Origin of the sequence: Dyadobacter sp. NIV53 (assembly GCF_019711195.1) — a bacterium.
Lineage (GTDB): Bacteria > Bacteroidota > Bacteroidia > Cytophagales > Spirosomataceae > Dyadobacter.
Genome location: NZ_CP081299.1, coordinates 2,551,863 through 2,571,348 on the forward strand (window position 1 = coordinate 2,551,863; position 19,486 = coordinate 2,571,348).

The 19,486-nt window shown below is 40.4% G+C and carries 13 protein-coding genes; 2 read left to right on the forward strand and 11 right to left on the reverse strand.

The genetic code is table 11. From position 1 onward, the window contains the following. Positions 1-30 precede the first annotated feature (30 nt). The 10 genes from KZC02_RS10240 to KZC02_RS10285 all read right to left on the reverse strand — a co-directional run bounded on the left by KZC02_RS10240 (position 31) and on the right by KZC02_RS10285 (position 17,792). Complete coding sequence (locus KZC02_RS10240; RefSeq protein ID WP_221394018.1) at positions 31-465, reverse strand: four helix bundle protein; 435 nt, start codon at positions 463-465, stop codon at positions 31-33. A gap of 109 nt (positions 466-574) precedes the next feature. After that, a complete protein-coding gene (locus tag KZC02_RS10245) occupies positions 575-2,932 on the reverse strand; it encodes an ABC transporter permease (protein ID WP_221394019.1) in 2,358 nt (785 codons plus the stop codon). A 129-nt stretch (positions 2,933-3,061) separates the two neighbouring features. Beyond that, positions 3,062-5,533: an ABC transporter permease gene (locus KZC02_RS10250; protein WP_221394020.1), complete on the reverse strand. Its 2,472-nt coding sequence runs from the start codon at positions 5,531-5,533 to the stop codon at positions 3,062-3,064. Between the two features lie 309 nt (positions 5,534-5,842). Continuing rightward, positions 5,843-8,251 carry an ABC transporter permease gene (locus KZC02_RS10255; protein WP_221394021.1) on the reverse strand — a complete coding sequence of 803 codons (2,409 nt, stop codon included), beginning with the start codon at positions 8,249-8,251 and terminating at the stop codon, positions 5,843-5,845. Between the two features lie 194 nt (positions 8,252-8,445). Continuing rightward, the gene (locus KZC02_RS10260) at positions 8,446-10,848 is read right to left on the reverse strand and encodes an ABC transporter permease (protein WP_221394022.1); all 2,403 of its coding nucleotides are present in this window, start codon (positions 10,846-10,848) and stop codon (positions 8,446-8,448) included. Positions 10,849-10,908: 60 nt separating this feature from the next. Beyond that, a complete protein-coding gene (locus KZC02_RS10265; protein WP_221394023.1) occupies positions 10,909-11,274 on the reverse strand; it encodes a four helix bundle protein in 366 nt (121 codons plus the stop codon). 98 nt (positions 11,275-11,372) lie between these two features. Then, a complete protein-coding gene (locus KZC02_RS10270; protein ID WP_221394024.1) occupies positions 11,373-13,787 on the reverse strand; it encodes an ABC transporter permease in 2,415 nt (804 codons plus the stop codon). Positions 13,788-13,912: 125 nt separating this feature from the next. Further along, positions 13,913-16,339: an ABC transporter permease gene (locus KZC02_RS10275; protein ID WP_221394025.1), complete on the reverse strand. Its 2,427-nt coding sequence runs from the start codon at positions 16,337-16,339 to the stop codon at positions 13,913-13,915. Positions 16,340-16,796: 457 nt separating this feature from the next. Further along, on the reverse strand, positions 16,797-17,213 hold the full coding sequence (locus tag KZC02_RS10280; RefSeq protein WP_221394026.1) for a hypothetical protein: 417 nt from the start codon (positions 17,211-17,213) through the stop codon (positions 16,797-16,799). A gap of 234 nt (positions 17,214-17,447) precedes the next feature. Beyond that, positions 17,448-17,792, reverse strand: coding sequence for a hypothetical protein (locus KZC02_RS10285; protein WP_221394027.1), 345 nt, complete (start codon positions 17,790-17,792; stop codon positions 17,448-17,450). Positions 17,793-17,865: 73 nt separating this feature from the next. Here KZC02_RS10285 and KZC02_RS10290 point away from each other — a divergent pair, with 73 nt between their 5' ends. Beyond that, the gene (locus KZC02_RS10290) at positions 17,866-18,453 is read left to right on the forward strand and encodes an RNA polymerase sigma factor (protein WP_221394028.1); all 588 of its coding nucleotides are present in this window, start codon (positions 17,866-17,868) and stop codon (positions 18,451-18,453) included. Then, on the forward strand, positions 18,450-18,848 hold the full coding sequence (locus KZC02_RS10295) for a hypothetical protein (protein WP_221394029.1): 399 nt from the start codon (positions 18,450-18,452) through the stop codon (positions 18,846-18,848). The genes KZC02_RS10290 and KZC02_RS10295 overlap by 4 nt, the downstream gene beginning before the upstream one ends. A gap of 89 nt (positions 18,849-18,937) precedes the next feature. Here the strand turns inward: KZC02_RS10295 and KZC02_RS10300 are convergent, their stop codons facing one another. After that, complete coding sequence (locus tag KZC02_RS10300; RefSeq protein WP_221394030.1) at positions 18,938-19,330, reverse strand: hypothetical protein; 393 nt, start codon at positions 19,328-19,330, stop codon at positions 18,938-18,940. Between the last annotated feature and the right edge of the window lie 156 nt (positions 19,331-19,486).

Genomic DNA, 19,486 nt, shown 5'->3' on the forward strand with positions numbered 1-19,486 from the left:
AAAGAGTAGTGGTGATAGTTATAGATTCGGTTAGTTCCGTGGTTTGGGACTACCCGTTAACCTTTCACCTTTTAACGGCACCGGCCGCCCGGCATTAACCCCATTCTTCGCCCTCCTTACTTTGATCAGATTCCCAATCATACTCGAAATTTTCCTTGCTTTTTCGATCATTTCTATTCCTGCTTTTCTTTCGATATATTTTAGTTCGATCGCCAAATAAAGTTGAGTGCGTAACTCACCATTTGATCCTTTAGCTATAAATAAATATTGAACAAACTCCTTGTCCGTCTGCCGCTCGAAACCTTCGGCGATATTTGACGGAAAAGACACCGATGCTCGCTGAATCTGATCTTTGAATCCATAATCCTTACTTTCTTTGAATAACTGATAAATCTCCACACTAAACCGCATCGCCTCTTTCCAAATCAATAAGTCCTCAAATGACTGATAACTTTTCTCTTCCATGATATACTGTTTGTTGATGATGATAGTACTTGTACAACTTCTAACCAATGGCCATCCCCTCTTTTTCATAAATCCGAATGGCTCGTTAACCTTTTAACCGTTAACCCTTTTATTCGCTTCTTAGCGATTTAACCGGGTTCATCAAAGCTGCTTTTATACTTTGAAAACTGATTGTGAACAATGCAGTCGCAACAGTCACAAAACCTGCAATAGCAAAATCAAGCCAGCTGATATCGATCCTGTATGCGAAAGTTTGCAGCCATTTATTCATGGCATAATACCCAGCCGGACTAGCTATCACGAAGGCAAGAACGACTAGCAACAGGTAATCCTTAGACAACAATGCAACAATTCCTGAAACTGATGACCCCAGAACTTTCCGAATCCCGATTTCTTTTGTCCGTAATCTGGTTGAAAATGTAATCAGACTTAGTAATCCCAAACACGAAACTAGAACTGTGAGGAACGCGAAACCATTAAATAGAACCATCATCACGTGGTCTTTGCGGTATTGTGCTTCAAATGCATTGTCCAGAAAACTGTAATCAAATGGATAATCCGGGTAATGTGCTTTCCAGGCACTTTCAATTATTGATAGATTTTCAGGCTTTGTTTTGATCATTATCCCGGCCGGAGGGAAATTGTTGTAAACCATTAACAGGGGTTCTACCTTGTTATGCAGCGACTTGTAATTGAAGTTCCTGGCCACACCAATAACTTTACCTTTATGCATAAATCCATCAACTTCCTGTCCGATAGGGTTCGCCCAACCTGACATTTTCACAAAAGCTTCATTGACAATAAATCCACCATTTTTATCAGAAATATTATCGGCAGACAAGTTACGGCCTTGTAATAACCTGATGTTTAAGGTCGGAATGAAGTTTTCGTCGATTAAAAAATAGCTGCACATCACTTCCTTTTTCTTTCCATTCACCTTAAAAATGGTAGTTCCCGTCGGAAATGCTGCATCGGCTTTGAAACTAACCAGCCCAACTGTAACATCCTCAATTTTACTTTCCTGACGGAGTATTGCTGCCAATCCATTTATCTTCGAACGTGCAACCGAATCGTCCGGAACTGAAACTGACAAAATCTGCTCTCTATCAAAACCTGGATTATGATTTTGTAAAAATGTCATTTGTTGTCTGATTACCAGAACCCCAAATATCATGGCAAAAGCGAGCGAAAATTGGAAAAGCGTAATTCCTTTTCTCAGCCAAACCGACTGACCGTTTGGCGAAAATGTCCCTTTCAAGGCTTGGATTGGTTTAAAAGAGGACAATACGAATGATGGATACAGTCCGCCTAACATGGTTATTACCAACAAACCCAGACCAGAAACCAATAAAATTCCAGTCCAATTAATCGGAATTCTGATCTGGAGTAAATTGTTTAGAGCAGGAGTTGCTATTTTGACAATCACCGCGCTTAACAATATTGATAAAAAACTAATGATGAAAGATTCAAATAAAAACTGCCATATCAGCTGCCTTCTTTTAGCTCCATTTGCTTTTCTGATACAAACTTCTTTGGAACGTTCCGTAGCACTTGCAGTTAGCAAGTTGATGTAATTAAGCACTGCAATGACCAGTACAAACAACGCCAAAAATGAAAACAAATATCCATATTGTTTGTTTCCCTTTGGCGAATCACCCATTTTACCGGCACTGTAATGAACGTCTTTTAAAGCTTCTGTTTCAAAAATGACTTTGTACTCGTTCGCACCCTGGGCTTTTAATTCAGGTTGAATATACCGCTGACTAAGAATTTGCAATTTCTTATCAAATGTGCTCAAATTTGGCTTGTTTTTGAAAAGAGCAAAGGTGTACACAGGAAAATCATCAGTCAGCCATTCCTTGGTATCGACAAATTCCCTTGACAATAATACGTTAATTTTCATGTCGGAATTCGACGGAAGATCGGCAATTACACCCGTTATTTCGTAGAGGATTTTATTGATTGAAATCGTTTCGCCTAATGCATCCTTTTTGCCAAAATATTTTTCTGAAAATGATTTTGTAACAACAGCCGAATTCGGTTTGCTGAGTGCCCCGGAGGCAGTACCATTCAGAAAAGTAAAAGAAAATACATCAAAAACAGATTGTTCTGCGAAATAAACATCACTTTCTCTTTGAAGTGTTCCTGCACTTTTTACCGTCGCATCTGTGATCTCAAATCGGGTTGTCTTTTCAATTTCAGGATAATCCTTGTTAAGATACGAGGCTAGTAAAACAGGGCTGCTTGCGATAGTCATCGGCTTGTCAGGTGTCTCAAATCTTGTCGTAATCCTCACAATCCGGTCGGCTTTTTCATGATAATCGTCATAAGTGAATTCATGTTTCACATAAAAAACAATCATCATACACACAGCCAGCCCAATTGCCAGACCACTGATGTTCAAAGCACTGTAAAACTTTCTGTTCCACAGGCTGCGAAAGGCGATTTTTAGATAATTTTTTAACATAATAAATATTTTGGGATGATGGACCGGGCCGCCGGGCGGGAGAAAGGAGGATGAAGAAAAGGGATGAAGTCAGTCAACCGGAGGCTTCCTCCTTCGCCCATTCTCCCTTCCTCCCTCTTCGGGCAACCTTCATTCCGTTTTTAATGATTTCACCGGATTCATCAGCGCTGCTTTCACACTTTGATAACTCACGGTAAGCAAGGCGATAAAAATGGCGATTGCTGCGGTTATAGCAAAAACCCACCATTCGATTTGTACCTGGTATTTGAAATTTTGCAGCCATTTCTGCATCAGGTACCAGGCTACTGGTGTGGCAATTACAATGGCGATAAGTACAAGTTTTAGAAAATCTTTTGATAGAATGGTTACCAGGACTGCTACCGAAGCTCCGAGTACTTTTCTGATGCCGATTTCTTTTGTGCGCTGTTCGGCTGTGAATGCGGCCAGAGCGAATAATCCGAGACAACCGACAAATAACGCAAGTCCGGTAAACGTGCCAAGAACCGAGACGGTTTTTGTTTCTGTTTTGTATAATCTCGTAAAAGAGGCATCCAGGAAATCGTTTTCAAACGGTACATTAGGAACCGCTTTTTTCCAAAGTGCAGAAACTTTTGCAATCACCGCCTTTTCCGTTCCCGGCCTCAGTCTCACAGCAAGTGCAGATCCCCATGTCTGGTATGTTTTGGATGATTCATGGAAAATGGCAGTGGGTTCAATAATAACTCTGATCGACGATTCATGAAAGTCCTGCATAACCCCAATGACCTGAAAGCGTTGATTTCTATTGCCTGGATAACGAAGCCATTTGCCAATAGGATTTTCCCAGCCAATTGCTTTCACGGCGGATTCATTGATAATAATACTCGTAGAATCTGCTTTGGAATCAGACGTAAAACCGCGTCCTGCAATGATTTTGATTCCTAATGTTGGTACAAAACTGGCGTCTGTCAGGAATGAACCTAGCGGTAAACTTTTAACAGTTGCACGGCTTTGATTGCCTTGTTCCGGTTCGTAAAAATCACCGAAACTTCCCTGCGAGGGCAAAAATGTACTGTAAGTTGCACTGACGACTTCGGGGAACTGCAGGAGTTTTTGCCTGAAAACTTCCTTTGCGGACGCTTCTCCCAAATGCCGGGCATTGTCAATAATCAGCACATTTTCGCGGTTTAAACCCGGCGAATGATTTTGTGCGAAATTTAATTGCTGGTATATGATAAACGAACCAAGCATGAGTGCGATGGAAACGGCAAACTGGAATACAACCAGTCCGCTTCGAATTCCGGCGTGACCACCCGAGGCAGGCGTATTTGCCATTTTGGAAATATCAACTGTCTTAAATCTGGACAGGTAAAAGGCTGGATAAAGTCCTCCCAGAAAGCCGGTAAATATGGGTAAGATAATAACGAAAGCGATTGTATCTTTCGAGAAAAGATCTGAAACAGATAAATCCAACGCGGTCAGCTTATTAAAAAAGGGCAAAATAAATATCGCCAAAACACCGGCAACGATCATCGCTGTAAAGCTGAATATCATCGATTCAGTAAGGAACTGGCTGATGAGAATACTTCGTTGTGAACCCATTGCACGACGAATCCCAACTTCCCGGCTACGTTTTACTGAACGAGCAGTGGACAAATTCATAAAATTAACGCACGCCAAAAACAGAATAAGTCCGCCAACAATGGCAAACATATTCACCTGACTTTTATCGCCAAGCGTTGTCAGCCTGGAATTGAGATTTCCCGATTGAAGGTGTATTGTTTCCAGCGGCAGTAATTTCACATCCAGCCGATCGCCATTCGCCAATTGCTTTTCCAGATCCTGTCCTATACGGGCATAAGCAGCTGGCGCGTAAGTTTTGATCATCTTAGGAAATTTGGATTCCAGACTGGCAATAATTTCCGGCGATTGTTTTTCCCGAAGACGAACCCAAGTATCCGTTTGCAGCCAAATCCAGCTCCATGCAAAATTTTCAACAACCCGATAATGCGCCATCGGCATCAAAAAATTAAACTGGACGGAACTCGTGGCTGGCAGATTTTTGACAACACCGGAAATCGTAAAGAGGTGATCATTCACAGAAAGCGACTGCCCGATTGGTGATTCATTTCCAAAATATTTTTCTGCCATTTTTTCCGTCAGAACCATTTTTTCAGGGTTATCAAGAGCAGAAGAGACATTTCCAGACGTCATAGGAAAGTCAAATAGTTCGAGGAACGAAGTATCTGCCGCCATGGCGTCTTTCTCGTTAAACTGGATTGGATCTTTACCTTGCCTATCTCGACGGACAACGACTGTTCCTAGATTGAATGTCCGGGCTGCCAGTTCTATTTCAGGATAATCAGCCATCAAACGAGACGCAACCGGTGGTGGTGTATTGGTTGTAACCACTTCCTGATCACCCGATTTTATATCAAATGCAACGGCACAAATCCTGTCAGCTAATGGTAAGAATCTGTCGTAACTATTTTCGTAATAGACATAAATACCAATCAGCCAGGAAGCCGCCAACCCCACAGCCAGCCCTATCACATTGACCAATGAAAAAAATGTCTGACGACGAAAATTCTGGACGGCGATTTTGATGTGGTTTAGGAGCATGGTTTTTTGGCTTTGATTGAATTTTTGGAGTTTTGGAGTTTTTTTGGTCTATTGAGTTTTATTGAAAAGGGTTAAAAGGTTAATGGTTAAAAGGTTAACGGGAAACAAACAAAACATCTTATGCCGCTGTTTGTGTCCTCACAAACAGCCTCTTTCTTCATCACGTAATTCGTTTGTGAGGACACACACGAAGGCGGAAAACTAGTCACGCCATTCTTCCTTTTCGTCATTTATTCTAAATTTTGCTATAAGTGGATTTCCCGAGAACAAGCCCGTTAACCTTTTAACCCTTAACCTTTAACCAAAAAATTATTCGCTTCGAAGCGATTTCACCGGATTCATCAACGCCGCTTTCACACTTTGAAAACTAACCGTTAGCAACGCGATTGAATGGGCTATTAAACCTGCAACTGCGAAAATCCACCAGCTTATTTCGATCCGGTATGCGAAATCCTGTAACCATTGATTCATAAAGTACCAGGCTATCGGCGAGGCAATTACGATCGCGATCAGGGTTAGTTTTACAAATTCTTTGGATAACAAAACAACGATGCTTGTTGCAGTTGCACCCAATACTTTACGGATTCCGATTTCTTTGGTTCTTTGTTGTGAAATGAATGCGATCAGTGCAAACAAGCCAAGACAAGATATCAGAATAGTAATCGTCGAAAATATCGTCAAAATAGAAGAAACGCGGCTTTCGGCTTTGTACATTTGGTCAAACTCCTGATCCAGGAAATGGTATTCGAACGGGCGCATTGGAAAGTTTGTTTTCCAATTGCTTTTTAAGGCATCGATCGCTTTGTCTGCATTGCCGGCAGTGGTTTTTACCATCACTTTTCCAAAATAATTGTATTCGGGAATCATCGCAATTGGCCCGATCTTTTCATGAAGAGACCGGAAATGGAAGTCTTTGGCTACTGCTTTTACTTCGCCCGTTCTGCCATTCATATTTACCTCTTTTCCAATGGCATTAGCCGGTGACCAGCCTAGTGCCTTCACGGCTGATTCATTCAAAATAAACGCAAATTTTCTTAATTCAGCTGAATCGACCGTCGCTTGCAAAATATCCGTTTCATTGAAGTTTTCGCCTGCAACAAGTTTCATTCCCAATGTTGGAACAAAATCTTTTTCAACCGGAATTGCGGTGATATTCATGTTAAATCCGGCCGGTTTGTCTTTGGCAGTAATGCTGTAACCGCCCTGCACGTCAATTGGCGAATCGTATGAAGCAGTTACTGATTCTACGACAGAATTGTTCAGCAATTCGTTTTTCATGGATGCCAGTTTATTAGCAGAAATTCCGGTACTAAGATCCAGAACGATGATTTGCGAAGGATTAAGGCCCAGGTTTTTGTTCTGGATATAGTTCAGTTGCTGCCTGGCGATGAGCGTACCGATAATGAAGAGAAGAGAAATGGAGAATTGGAAAACGACCAGAAAACTACGTAGTCCGCTGCCACCGTTCGACAATGAACTCCCTTTCAAAACTTTAATCGGCTCAAATCCCGAAAGAACGGCGGCAGGATAAGCACCGGATAAAAGTGTAACGATAATACCGAGTACCAGTAGCAGCAAACCAACTGAATATGAAGGCCAAACGCCCAGATTTAGAATTGTTCCTGTCAGATTACTTAGCCCGGAAAAACTCAATGATGCAATGATCAATCCGAGAAATACCGCTAAAACGGTGATAATTCCGCATTCAAATAAATACTGTCTGAACACCTGAAACCGCATCGCACCCATCACTTTGCGAACACCAACCTCCCTTGCGCGAACGGCCGAACGGGCAGTTACCAGATTGATAAAGTTGATGCAGGCAATGATCAAAATGAGCATCGCAACACCCGAAAGAATATAAATGTATTTGTAATTGCCGGATGCTTCCATTCCATTGGATGCTTTGGAATAGAGATGTATTTTGTTAAATGCTTCCAGTTCAAGTTTGACTTTGGAAGTTGGATCCTGCGGATTGTTCAGATTTTTGGTTACGAATCCGTCAACCTTTGCTTGTAGGGTTTTGACCTTTGCGTTTGGCTTCAACAATAGATAAGTGTAGTCATTTGCTGAATCAAAAGCTTCGGTTTTGGATCGTGGCAAAGTGCTGTAACTAGCCAGCCAGTTGAATTTGATCTGGGAATACGATGGAACGTCTGCAACTACACCGGTTACCTGTAATGTATATTTTTCTGCCATTTTCACGGACTTACCAATCGCGCTTTCGTTGCCGAAATATTTCCGGGCAGTCGTTTCATCTATAACAACGGAATTGGGTTGTGATAAGGCAGTTTTACGGTCTCCCTCAACAAATGGAAATGAGAAAATGTCAAAAAAGCTGGAATCAGCAAAAAGGACTTTTTTCTCGTTAAAAAGTTCGTCTTCATACTGAATCGGAACGGCAGCGGAACCACCCATCGCATATAATCTTATACCCTTTTCAACTTCTGCAAATTCACGAGAAAAGACTGGTGAAACAGCGGTTGGCGTAATGGCAATATAGACCGGCTCGCCATCGCCAGATTGATAAAACAGATTAACCCTGACAATCCTGTCACCTTTTTCCTGAAAACGATCGTACCGCAATTCGTGCAAAATGTACGTCGCCAGCAACAAAAAACAGCCAATGCCAATGGCAAGGCCGGTGATACTCACAAGCGAGTTAGTCTTATATTTCCAAAGACTGCGGAAGGCGATTTTTGCGTAGTTTTTTAACATGAAAGGAGAAAACGGGTTAAAGGTTAACGGTCAAAAGGTTAACGCACTTTGCTCTGGCGGTTCCGCCGCTGTTTGTGTCCTCACAAACAGCTTTTTGCGACCCCGGAAAGTTCGTTTGTGAAGACACAAACGAAGGCGATAATTCGTTTACGAGGACACAAACGAAGCGAAAGCTAACAGCTAACAGCCAATCGCTATTCGCTCCGTAAAGATTTCACCGGATTCATCAGCGCTGCCTTAATACTTTGAAAACTAACCGTAAATAGCGCAATTCCTATTGATATGACTCCGGCAAGGGCGAAAACCCACCAGTTAATTTCTGTGTGATAGGCGAAATCCTGTAACCAGTTGTGCATTCCGTACCAGGCGATTGGTGATGCGATGACGATTGCTATTAATACCAGTTTCAGGAAATCCTGCGAAAGTAGCGTGACGATACTGCCGACTGACGCCCCCAATACTTTTCTTACACCAATTTCCTTTGTGCGTAATTCTGCCATAAACATCGATAGTCCCAGCAATCCCAGACATGAAATGAAGATAGCGATTCCTGCGAAAATTCCGAAGAGCATTTGCTGGGTTTCTTCTCTTGCATAAAGTTTCCCGAAACGCTGGTCGAGAAATTCATATTGAAATGGTGTTTGTGGAAACTGGCTGTTCCAGACAGATTCGATGTGAGCAACCGCCTGTTTGATATTACCACCAGAAATATGAATCGAAACCCTTCCTAATCTTCCCGGCTGATTGAACATTGCAATTGGCGCCACTTTTTGGTGTAATGATTCGAAGTGATAATCTTTGGTAACACCGATAATTTGTCCACGAATTTCTCCATATCCGAACCTGTTTCCAATTGCATCAGCGGGATTTTTCCAGCCCAATTGTTTAACAGCAGTTTCATTCAGTACGAATCCCGAAGTTTTATCAGTCGAAAATTCTCTTGAAAAATTTCTTCCGGCAGCCATTTCAATTTGATAGGCAGGAATAAAATCTTCGTCAACAGCAAGTGACTTTATGTTAATATCGGTAGGAGCCATTGTGTCACCTTTCATCACATAAGCTTCCCATGAATCCAGTAAACGCCCCGATGGAATTCTGGATGAACGGCCTACATCTTTGATATTGCTATTCTCTTTAAACCGTTGTCTGATACTTTCAAAATTGGTAGCGGAATCATCAGGCACGCTCAGAATTACAACCTGATCTTTAGAATAACCTAATTTATAATTTTTGATATAACGCATTTGATTATAAACCACTGCGGTACTGATAATGAGCACGACTGCGATCGCAAATTGTGCCACTACAAGCGATTGCCGCAACTTTCCGTTCTTCAATGCGGAAGCAATCTTGCCTTTCAGTACACTAATCGGCTGGAAAGATGTCATAAAAAATGCCGGATAACTTCCTGCAATGACGCCGGTAAAAAGAGTAATTGAAACCAAAATGGCTATGAAAACCGGATCAAGTAATGCGTTGAATGAAAGTTGTTTTTGAGTAAAATTGTTTAGTGCCGGCAAACATAGCACGACTATTAAAATTGCCAAAAGAACCGAAACCAGAACCAGCAGGATAGATTCACTCAAAAATTGATTGATCAATTGGGAGCGAACAGCGCCAATCACTTTCCTCATCCCAACTTCTTTCGCACGCGTAGCAGATTTTGCAGTCGCAAGATTCATGTAGTTGATACAGGCAATGATCAGGATAAAAATAGCGATTGCCGAAAACAGATACACATATTGAATATCCCCATTTGCCTCAATTTCTGAATCCAGATGTGAATGCAAATGAATATCTGTCAATTTCATCAGATTAAGAACAGACCATGTGGAAGCTTTCGGATCTACATGTCGATTCTGAAAAGCAGGAAATGCTTTAACAAGTTTTTGCGGGTCGTAGTTTTTAGGTAAAAGCAAGAACGTTGAGAATGAATTATTCCCCCAATTGGTACGCAATCCTTCGGCTCCATAAACTCTCGGATCATTCAATGTTGAAAATGAAACCAGGAAACTTGGATGAAAATGTGACTGTGATGGAAGTGGCTCAAAAACGCCGGTTACGGTATAATCGAGCTGATTGTCAAGACGTACTGTCTTTCCAATTGGGTTTTCTTTTCCAAAATATTTCTCTGCCATTGGTTTGGAAAACATGATCGAGAACGGATTTTCAAGCGCCTTGTCAGGATTACCGCTTAACAGGTCAAAACTGAAAACCTTGAACAAATTCTGCTCTGCAGCAAACATATTTTCTTCATTGAAAACGCTTTCCCCGTATTTAACCAAAGCGCCCTTTTGAAGCAAACGAACCACTTGTTCCACCTCGGGGAAATCCTGTTTGATTAGCGGCCCGAACGGCGGAGCGGCATGTCCCAAACGCAACGAAGTTGTTCCATCTTTTGACAAAAAGTCTCTCGACAACCGATATATCCGATCCGCGTTTGCATTGTAGCGGTCATAACTCAATTCATCCTTAACATAAAGGGCCAACAACAAAAAACAAGCCAGCCCAATAGCCACGCCTGCAATGTTGATAAAACTGAAAGCCTTGTGTTTCAACAAGTTTCTGAATGCGATTTTTAGATAATTTCGTAGCATAAAAAAATTGGGTTAAAAGGACAACAGGTGAAAGGTTAACGGATTAGTCTGCGGCAGTTCTTAGCCCTTTTCTCTTCTCACTTTAATTAAATTTTGAATCATACTTGATATTTTCCTTGCTCTTTCAATCATTTCTATTCCAATCTTTTTATCAATGTATTTTAATTCGATGGCTAGATACAGTTGAGTTCTTAATTCTCCGTTTGACCCTTTTGCAATAAATAAAAACTGAACAAATTCTTTATCCGTCTGTCGCTCAAATCCCTCGGCAATATTTGAGGGTACAGAGACCGAAGCACGCTGAATCTGATCTATAAATCCAAAATCCCTGCTATCCTTGAATAACTGATAAATCTCTACACTAAACCGCATCGATTCTTTCCATATCATTAAATCCTCAAATGACTGGTAAACTCTATCCTCCATAAAAAATTATTTTGTTGATGATTTCTAACCTTACAACGATATGGCTAACCTTTAACATTTCAGCCACAAACCCTTGACCTTTAACCCTTAACCCGAAATTATTCGCTGCGTAACGATTTCACCGGGTTCATCAGTGCTGCTTTGATGCTTTCAAAACTTACTGTAACAAATGCGATGATTAATGCGATGATGCCGGCCAGAATAAAAGTTGTCCAGCTGATGTCGATCCTGTAAGCAAATTCCTGTAACCAGTTATGCATGGCAAACCAGGTAATTGGAGTTGCAATAAGCAAAGCAATGCCCACCATGATCAGAAATTCTTTGGATAAAAGAAACACAACCTGCTGAACACTCGCTCCTAATACTTTCCGAACACCGATCTCTTTTGTTCTTTGTTTGGTCGTGTAAGCTGATAATCCAAATAAACCGAGTGCGGCAATAATGATCGAAATGGAAGCAAATAAGGTAAATACCTGTCCGGTTCTTTTTTCACTGGCATATACACTACCAAACTTCTCATCTAAAAATGAATAACTGAACGGGCCATCAGCATTGTACGATTTCCATTGGTTTCTTGTATTGGCAAGAAAAGATTCAATTTCTGTCGTCTTTACTTTTACCATCATCCCACCCGAATTTTTGTCAAGCATCATAACCAACGGGGCAATTTTTTGCTTGATAGAAGCATAATGAAAATCTTTAACGACGCCAATAATCGTAAACTGGTGCTGACCGGATGTTACAATGGTTTTTCCGACAGGATCAGTAGTATGTAATCCAAAATCCCGGACAGCAGTTTCATTTAAAACAACGGCCGATGAATCTGTCGAAAAAGTTGTGGAAAAGTCCCTTCCTTTTACGATTTTCATTCCCAGCGTTTTTATATAATCATAATCCACGTGGTACCGTGTAACATGAATTTCTGCATTATTTTCCTTTGCAATTTTTTCTTTCAAATGTGCCTGTGTTCCATCCAAACCACCCGAAATCACGGGAACGTCCCTGGAAATTGTCACACTTACAACCTTATTGTCCTGTAATAATTGCTGTTTAAATGCTACCTCGCTTTTCCTCAATAAATGCGTGTCGTTTATAATCAAAGTTTGTGTTTTATCAAAACCCAATTCTTTATTCTGCATGTAATTCAGTTGATTATGAACAACGATGGTACAAATAATCAAAGCAATTGAAACTGCGAACTGAAAGACGATGAGGCTGCCTCGAAGATTCCGTGAATTGTGCGGCTGTGTGGGAGAGCTGCTTTTTAAAACACTGATAATATTAAATGAAGAAAGGAAAAACGCAGGATAAATTCCAGCCAGTACGCCTGCAATAAAAACAGCTGCCAGGGAAATAACTAAAGGCTGATATCCTGCAAAAAACTTATAACTAATTTGCTTTCCTGAAAGCTGGTTAAAGAAGGGAAGTAAAATATAAACCAGACCCAAGGCAAACAGAAAAGCCAAACATGCCAGCATGACTGATTCAGTCAAAAACTGTGCGACCAGCGGACTCTTATTTGAACCCATTACCTTACGGATTCCCACTTCCTTCGACCGCTTTACAAATCCCGCCGTAGATAAATTAGTGAAATTTACACAAGCCAGAAGTAAAATAAATATGGCCAGTGCAGCGAATGTGTACACATATTTGATACTTCCATTCACACCCAGCTCATCCTTATTATCAGAGTATAAATGAATAGTAGAAACTGGTTTCAAATAAAATTTGAACGTATTGACCGATTTTTGAGCTTCTGCCAGACTAACGCCCATATCGCGCTGAACTTCGGGCACCACGTGTTCAGCTACCAGTTGCGGTAATTTTGCTTCCAGCTTTTTTACATCAGCATTCGGGGACAATTGCAAATAAGTATAGGTTCCTACATTACTCCATGTACGCCCTTTGGCATATTCGGGCATGCTTAGGAAAATATTAAAATTAAAATGCAGGTTTCCAGGCATTTCACCCAAAATTCCAGTCACTTTGTATGGGACATTTCCACTGTTGTTTACCAGTAAAAACCTGCCCAGTGCATTTTCATTTCCAAAATATCTGATCGCTGCGGACTTTGAAAGCACTATACTGTTTGGTGATTTTAATGCTGTATGTATGTCACCCTGCGAAAGAGGGATTTCAAACATTGACAGGAAATTGGAATCGGCGAGTGCAAGCGATGGTTCTTTGAATTGCCTGTCATTATTCTTTACAAAAACATTCGCCCATTTCATAATCCGGGTTGAAGCCAGCACTTCCGGAAAAGCATTGTTAATTCCTTCTCCCACAGCCACATCTACGTTGGAATAAAAATCCCGGTTTTCTACATTTAACTCAACACGGTAAATATCCTTTGAGTATGTTGGATATTTATCGAAACTTAACTCGTCAACTAAAAATGCACTGATCAGCAAACAACAGGTAAACCCAACCGCCAGTCCAAAAATATTGATGGCAGAAAAAGCTTTATTGCGAACGATATTCCGCCAGGCGATCTTGAAATAGTTACGAAACATAAGAAAAGGGTTAAGGGTGAACAGGTTAAATGGTCAACGGGTTAATGGTTAAAAGATAACATTAAACCATCAGGCAGTTAAATGGTGCGCATTTCCCTTTAACCGTTAACCTTTTAACCCCATTGTTACTCACTGCGCAAGCTTTTCACCGGATTCATCAGTGCTGCGCTGATGCTTTGGAAACCAATTGTTAATATGGCGATGACAATTGCCAGTACACCTCCCACGGCAAAAATCCACCAGGAAATTGTTATTTTGTTTTCAAAATCTTTTAGCCAGTCTGTCATGAAATACCAGGCAAGCGGGCTTGCAATGACAATGGCTGCAAAAACAAGTTTCAGAAAATCAAGGGATAATAAACTTACAATGCTGCCAACAGAAGCACCTAATACTTTTCTGATCCCAATTTCTTTAGTCCGGGTTTCCACAGTAAATGTTGCCAGTCCGAACAGCCCCATGCAGGCTATAAAAATAGCCCAGACAGATGCAGTTGTAAATATTTCACTGTATTGTTTTTCAGAAGTATACTGCTTGTTAAAGTTTTCGTCAACGAAGAAATATTCGAATGGGTTACCCGCGAAGAAGTTTTTATACATTCCTTCAAGCTTCTCCATTTTATTTTGGATCTGGTCGGGAGTCAGTTTGATGGTAATGTATGAAGTGCTGTTTTGCGGATAAAATATCATAGGGTCAATGGCACTTTGCAGGCCCAAATGATGATAATCTTTCACAACGCCGATTACATCCAGGTACCGTTCATCCCACTTAATTTTGGTTTGAATAGCTTCATCGGCAGATTTGAAGCCTAACTTAGCTATTGCCTTTTCGTTGAGCAGAACTTTGCTGTTTGCATTCCACTCCACATTGGTTTCTTCCTGTGTAAAATTCCGGCCGGCTTTTAACTGAATTCCATAAGTCTTTAAATACTTATCTCCAATGATGGCAAACGCGTAGGTTTCTAATTCGGCTCCTTGTTTCGAAGAGGGTTGTGTAAACCCGGAAGTTTTGAAGTTGTAAAAACTTCCTGGCACTGTTCCCGACAAACTGTAATCTTTTACAAAACTCTGCTGCCCCAACTCATTCCAAAAGGCCGCTTTCCTGTTTTTGTAGGAACTGTCCTTTCCAACTTCAGGCCCGCGTACCACCAGCATCTGATCTGTATTGATACTCAGGTTCTGAGTTTGCATGAATTTTAACTGAGAGTAGATCACAATGGTGACCAGGATCAAAACCACCGAAATAGTAAATTGTGAAACGACAAGGGATTTTCTTAGGAATATACCGTTTGATGTTTTGGTAAAATTTCCTTTCAGGATTTTGACCGGATTGTATCTTGATAAAGCAAAAGCCGTGTAAATTCCGGATATGAGCGAGCCAAACAATAATACACTCAGCCCGACAATCCAGATCGAAGAATTTCCAAGTGATTTCAGCGAAAGTTCTTTCCCTATTAATTGATTAAAAAGAGGCTGAAGCAAATAAATCAACACAATGGCTAATGAAAAACTAAGCGCATTGGTCAGCATTGATTCACCTAAAAATTGCAGGATCAGGTTTCCCGGCGTTGCCCCGATCACCTTACGGACGCCTACTTCGTTAGCCCTTTTCAAAGCTTGTGCGGTAGAGAGGTTGATGTAATTAAACCAGGCAATAACCAGTATCATTACGGCAATGATCAGAAGCATGTATACATATTTCAGGTTGCCGGTTGTCTGATAATTGTCACCCAGTTTTTCAGACAAATGCATGTTTTCGAAAGCCTGTAACCTGAACTGGACACCATCTTTATCCGTTTTGAACTGGTTTCGTAATTTGTTTAGCTTTTTTTCCAGGGTTTTAACATCAGTACCTTTATTCAGCAGAAAAAAAGTGCTGAGATACTGTGAATCCAGGTTATTAAGGGCTGCCCAACTATTGCCGTTCAGATTTGCAGGGCTGGCCAGCGTTTCAAGCGAAAATACCATATCAAACCGGATGTCGGAATTGGAAGGAATCTCGTACGTTCCCTCGATGGCATACGAGGTTACGCCAAACTGATTTGAAAGCGTAAGTGTTTTACCCAGAGCATCTTCTGTTCCAAAATATTTTGCGGCAGTCTTTTTCGATATAAAAACTACATTAGACTTTTTAAGTGCCTGTGGATTTCCTGAAACAACGGGAAAGCTAAAAAAACCGAAAAAATTTCCTTCGACATAACCAATTTCACTTTCCCGGAACGATTCCATATTCGCACCTTCTCTTTTTACAATGCCTTTGGCAGTTCCCTCTGCATAACGACAGAATTCTTTTATTTCCGGAAAATTTTGTTTTGCTCCAAGCGCCCAACCCGGTTCCATTTCCGGCCATGTTTGTCCCTTCTTATCCAGATTTAACATCCGGTACATTTGTGGCAGATTGGCATGAAACTGGTTCACACTTTTTTCAAAACTCACATATTCAAGAATCAGTAAAAAAGCTGCAATGCCCATTGCCAGCCCGGCTATGTTGATAAAGCTGTAAACCTTATTACGGAACAAGTTTCGCCAGGCAATTTTGAGATAATTTTGGATCATAACGTTGCTGGTAATAAGGTGATTTAAAAATGTCAGGTTGGATAGCTGCTTTAATTACCAATTTTATGCCAGAAAATATAATGAACTGAAATACAAGTATGTAGATAAAATAATACGAAGATTTTTGTCCGAAATCGAACAGTGTATTCAGTGAGCGGACGGCCTGAAATAAATGAAAGAGAAGTACAATAATACCACTTTGTGCCATAGGCACTTACTGTTTGTAGATAATAAAATTTAAAATAAGCGCTTTCAGATGCCTCGTCGGAGGTTACCTGAACATTGTGTACCTACGGCTCGCGATAAATCAAAAACATTTTTTTGCAACAAACAGCTTCCTCCTGATGAACAATTTTATCTGTACGTTTTTATAAAAAAATCCTCCAACAAACCGTAAAACCAGGTTTATTGGAGGACTATATTATTTAAAATTCATGGCTAAACTTTTACTCTTTTCTTAACCTTTGCGGTTATTGTATCTGCTGTTGTTAGCAAATCTTCCGCGATCGTCAAATTTGTCGGTGCGTTGGTACGCAATTAGTTTCTGGCGTTGGTTTGGAGTCAGTACTTTCAGAATATCAGTCTGTTTTTGTTCCTCCAGACGTTTCAGGCTTTGCAATGTCTGAACGTTTCTGCTGCCGGATGCTACCCTGTCATAGTAGTTTTCGATTTTTTTAATCTCATTTTCCTGTTTGCGCGAAAGCTTCACAATATTGTCGAGCTTGCCGATATTATATTCCTCAACCGAATTGTCGGTTCGGGCATTGGATATGGCCGGTACATTGTGCCCTTTTGACTGATAACCTTTTTGTGCAAAGGTGTTTCCAACTGTTAATATTGCCAAAGCTGCGATTGCGAAAATTGCCTTTTTCATGATTGCTAATGTTTAAATTTGTTCGTTAATGATAGTTAGAGAGGCTTTTTACCCTATCGTTTAACGGTATAAAAAAGCAATCTGCGAGTTGGCACTTATACCAGATGAGATGCTGTAATTCACCGATGAAAGTTATTCCGGCGATCCTTCCGGAAGAATTACGAGAGCTCGAAAAAGTGTTCGTTAATAAAATACAAAAGTGTTCGCTGCTAATGAACACTTTCATGAACCAGTTTATTTTTCCCCTTTCCGAACCAGATAATAGTAAACCAAAAACCCCGCCGAAACAAAAATACATTCTACTCCAAAAGGCAACGGTGATTCATCAGACGTAAAAGGCAGAAACTCAATGACCACAAGTCCTAACCCGCCGAAGAAAAACAACAGCCCCCATTTAAGCACACTGTCGCCGGTAGAAGAAACACTTTTGAGAAAATCCAGAGCATTCGAATCAATTGGACCAGATTCAACAACACGTTTTTTTAACAAATAATTGAAGAAAGCAACCAGCACCACGGCTGTTGAAATGAAAATAATACCAGGTACCATCACACTAACGATTACACGATCATCCATCATGACTAATTTTTAAAGTTTGAATTTGCTCAGTAGATAGTATGTGTTTTCAAAATGTTGCAGTTTCTGATAAAAAATGCAACATTTATTTCTTACCCGTTGTCTACTGGGCATGTTCGACGAAAAGGAATTGGTTGCCAAAATTATTAACGGAGATTTACGGGCTTTTGAGTTGTTGGTAAAACAATATCAAAAACTTGTCTTTCATGTTGTTAACAGGATTATCGACAACCAGGAAGACGCAGAGGATATTTGTCAGGAGGTATTTATCCTGGTGCATAAAACGATTGGAAAATTTCGTTTTGAATCAAAATTATCGACCTGGATTGCACGAATAGCCTATGTTACTGCAATTAATTACCTAAGGAAATACAGAAAAAATAAAACGACCGATTCTCGCATTGACCAATTCCATTTCACGGAAGAGAATCCTCAAAATTTGTTATCAAAAAAGGAAGAGTCGAATTATGTAAATATGCTGATTAACCAGATGCCGGAGCAGTACAAAACGGTTTTGACGCTTTATCACCTGAATGAATTTTCGTACCAGGAAATTGAAGAAATAACCCAAATGCCGGAAGGAACAATAAAAAGTTACCTTTTCCGTGCACGCAAACTGTTAAAAGAAAAACTTAGCGTTTATCTAAAAAAAGAATTGTTATGAAAGAATCAGATGACGACGAAATACAAAAAATGCTAGAAAAAGATCTGAATCCGGAAAGTCAATTCGAATCTGATCCGGAAGACCTGAAAATATATAGCCGCTTGTTCAAGGAGTTGAACAAAGAACCGGAAGTAAAATTGTCTTACAGTTTCTCAGCGAATGTAATTCGAAAAATAAAATACAAACAGCAGCGTAGAAGCGATATCAGACTGGCAATATTGGTTGCGGGTCTAATTATAACGGGACTTGTAGTTTTTACAAATTCCAGTTATTTTAAAGACGCTCTTCCAGCTATATCCGGTGGTAAGTGGCTTGTCTTCGCTGGTTTGCTATTTTTGACAGTTATTCAATTCCTGGATCAAAAGCTTATTATTGAACGCAGGCTTCCCAAATGATCCGTATTCCCAGAAAAAAGGTCGTCCAAAGAGCACTGGCACTCTGGACGACCTTTTCATTAAAAATCATAACAAAATTGCTTCTTTTATTAACCTCTACGGTTAAATCTGCCACGGATATCAAACTTGCCGGCATGTTCGTAAGCCATCAGTTTCTGACGTTGGTTTGGAGTAAGAACGGAAAAAATTTCACGTTGTTTTTGTTCTTCCAAACGTTTCTGTCCCTGCCACGACTGGGTTCCTCTTCCTCTATCCGCCATTTTATCGTATGCGTTTTCTATTTTCCTGATCTTGTTTTCCTGCTTACGAGTCAGGCCAACCATTTTATCTAGTTTGTTGATATTATATTCTTCAATTCTGTTGTCATACCGTGCAGAAACGGCCGGGCCATTATGTTCTTTTGGCGGGAATCCTTTTTGTGCGAAGCTGTTTCCAACTGTTAATATTGCCAAAGTTGCGATTGCGAAGATTGCCTTTTTCATGATTGCTAATGTTTAAATTTGTTCGTTAATGATAGTTAGAGGAGCTTTTATCACTATCGTTTAATTGCATGAAAAGGCAATCTGCGAGTTGCTCTCCACAATAGACAGGATGGTGTTATTGATCGACAGAAGTCGTGCAATTAAGTTAAAAAAGAA

Bases quoted from the DNA above. Each gene is read 5' to 3' on its own strand.
- KZC02_RS10240 (WP_221394018.1), bottom strand. From the start codon at position 465: ATGGAAGAGAAAAGTTATCAGTCATTTGAGGACTTATTGATTTGGAAA.
- KZC02_RS10245 (WP_221394019.1), bottom strand. From the start codon at position 2,932: ATGTTAAAAAATTATCTAAAAATCGCCTTTCGCAGCCTGTGGAACAGA.
- KZC02_RS10250 (WP_221394020.1), bottom strand. From the start codon at position 5,533: ATGCTCCTAAACCACATCAAAATCGCCGTCCAGAATTTTCGTCGTCAG.
- KZC02_RS10255 (WP_221394021.1), bottom strand. From the start codon at position 8,251: ATGTTAAAAAACTACGCAAAAATCGCCTTCCGCAGTCTTTGGAAATAT.
- KZC02_RS10260 (WP_221394022.1), bottom strand. From the start codon at position 10,848: ATGCTACGAAATTATCTAAAAATCGCATTCAGAAACTTGTTGAAACAC.
- KZC02_RS10265 (WP_221394023.1), bottom strand. From the start codon at position 11,274: ATGGAGGATAGAGTTTACCAGTCATTTGAGGATTTAATGATATGGAAA.
- KZC02_RS10270 (WP_221394024.1), bottom strand. From the start codon at position 13,787: ATGTTTCGTAACTATTTCAAGATCGCCTGGCGGAATATCGTTCGCAAT.
- KZC02_RS10275 (WP_221394025.1), bottom strand. From the start codon at position 16,339: ATGATCCAAAATTATCTCAAAATTGCCTGGCGAAACTTGTTCCGTAAT.
- KZC02_RS10280 (WP_221394026.1), bottom strand. From the start codon at position 17,213: ATGAAAAAGGCAATTTTCGCAATCGCAGCTTTGGCAATATTAACAGTT.
- KZC02_RS10285 (WP_221394027.1), bottom strand. From the start codon at position 17,792: ATGATGGATGATCGTGTAATCGTTAGTGTGATGGTACCTGGTATTATT.
- KZC02_RS10290 (WP_221394028.1), top strand. From the start codon at position 17,866: ATGCAACATTTATTTCTTACCCGTTGTCTACTGGGCATGTTCGACGAA.
- KZC02_RS10295 (WP_221394029.1), top strand. From the start codon at position 18,450: ATGAAAGAATCAGATGACGACGAAATACAAAAAATGCTAGAAAAAGAT.
- KZC02_RS10300 (WP_221394030.1), bottom strand. From the start codon at position 19,330: ATGAAAAAGGCAATCTTCGCAATCGCAACTTTGGCAATATTAACAGTT.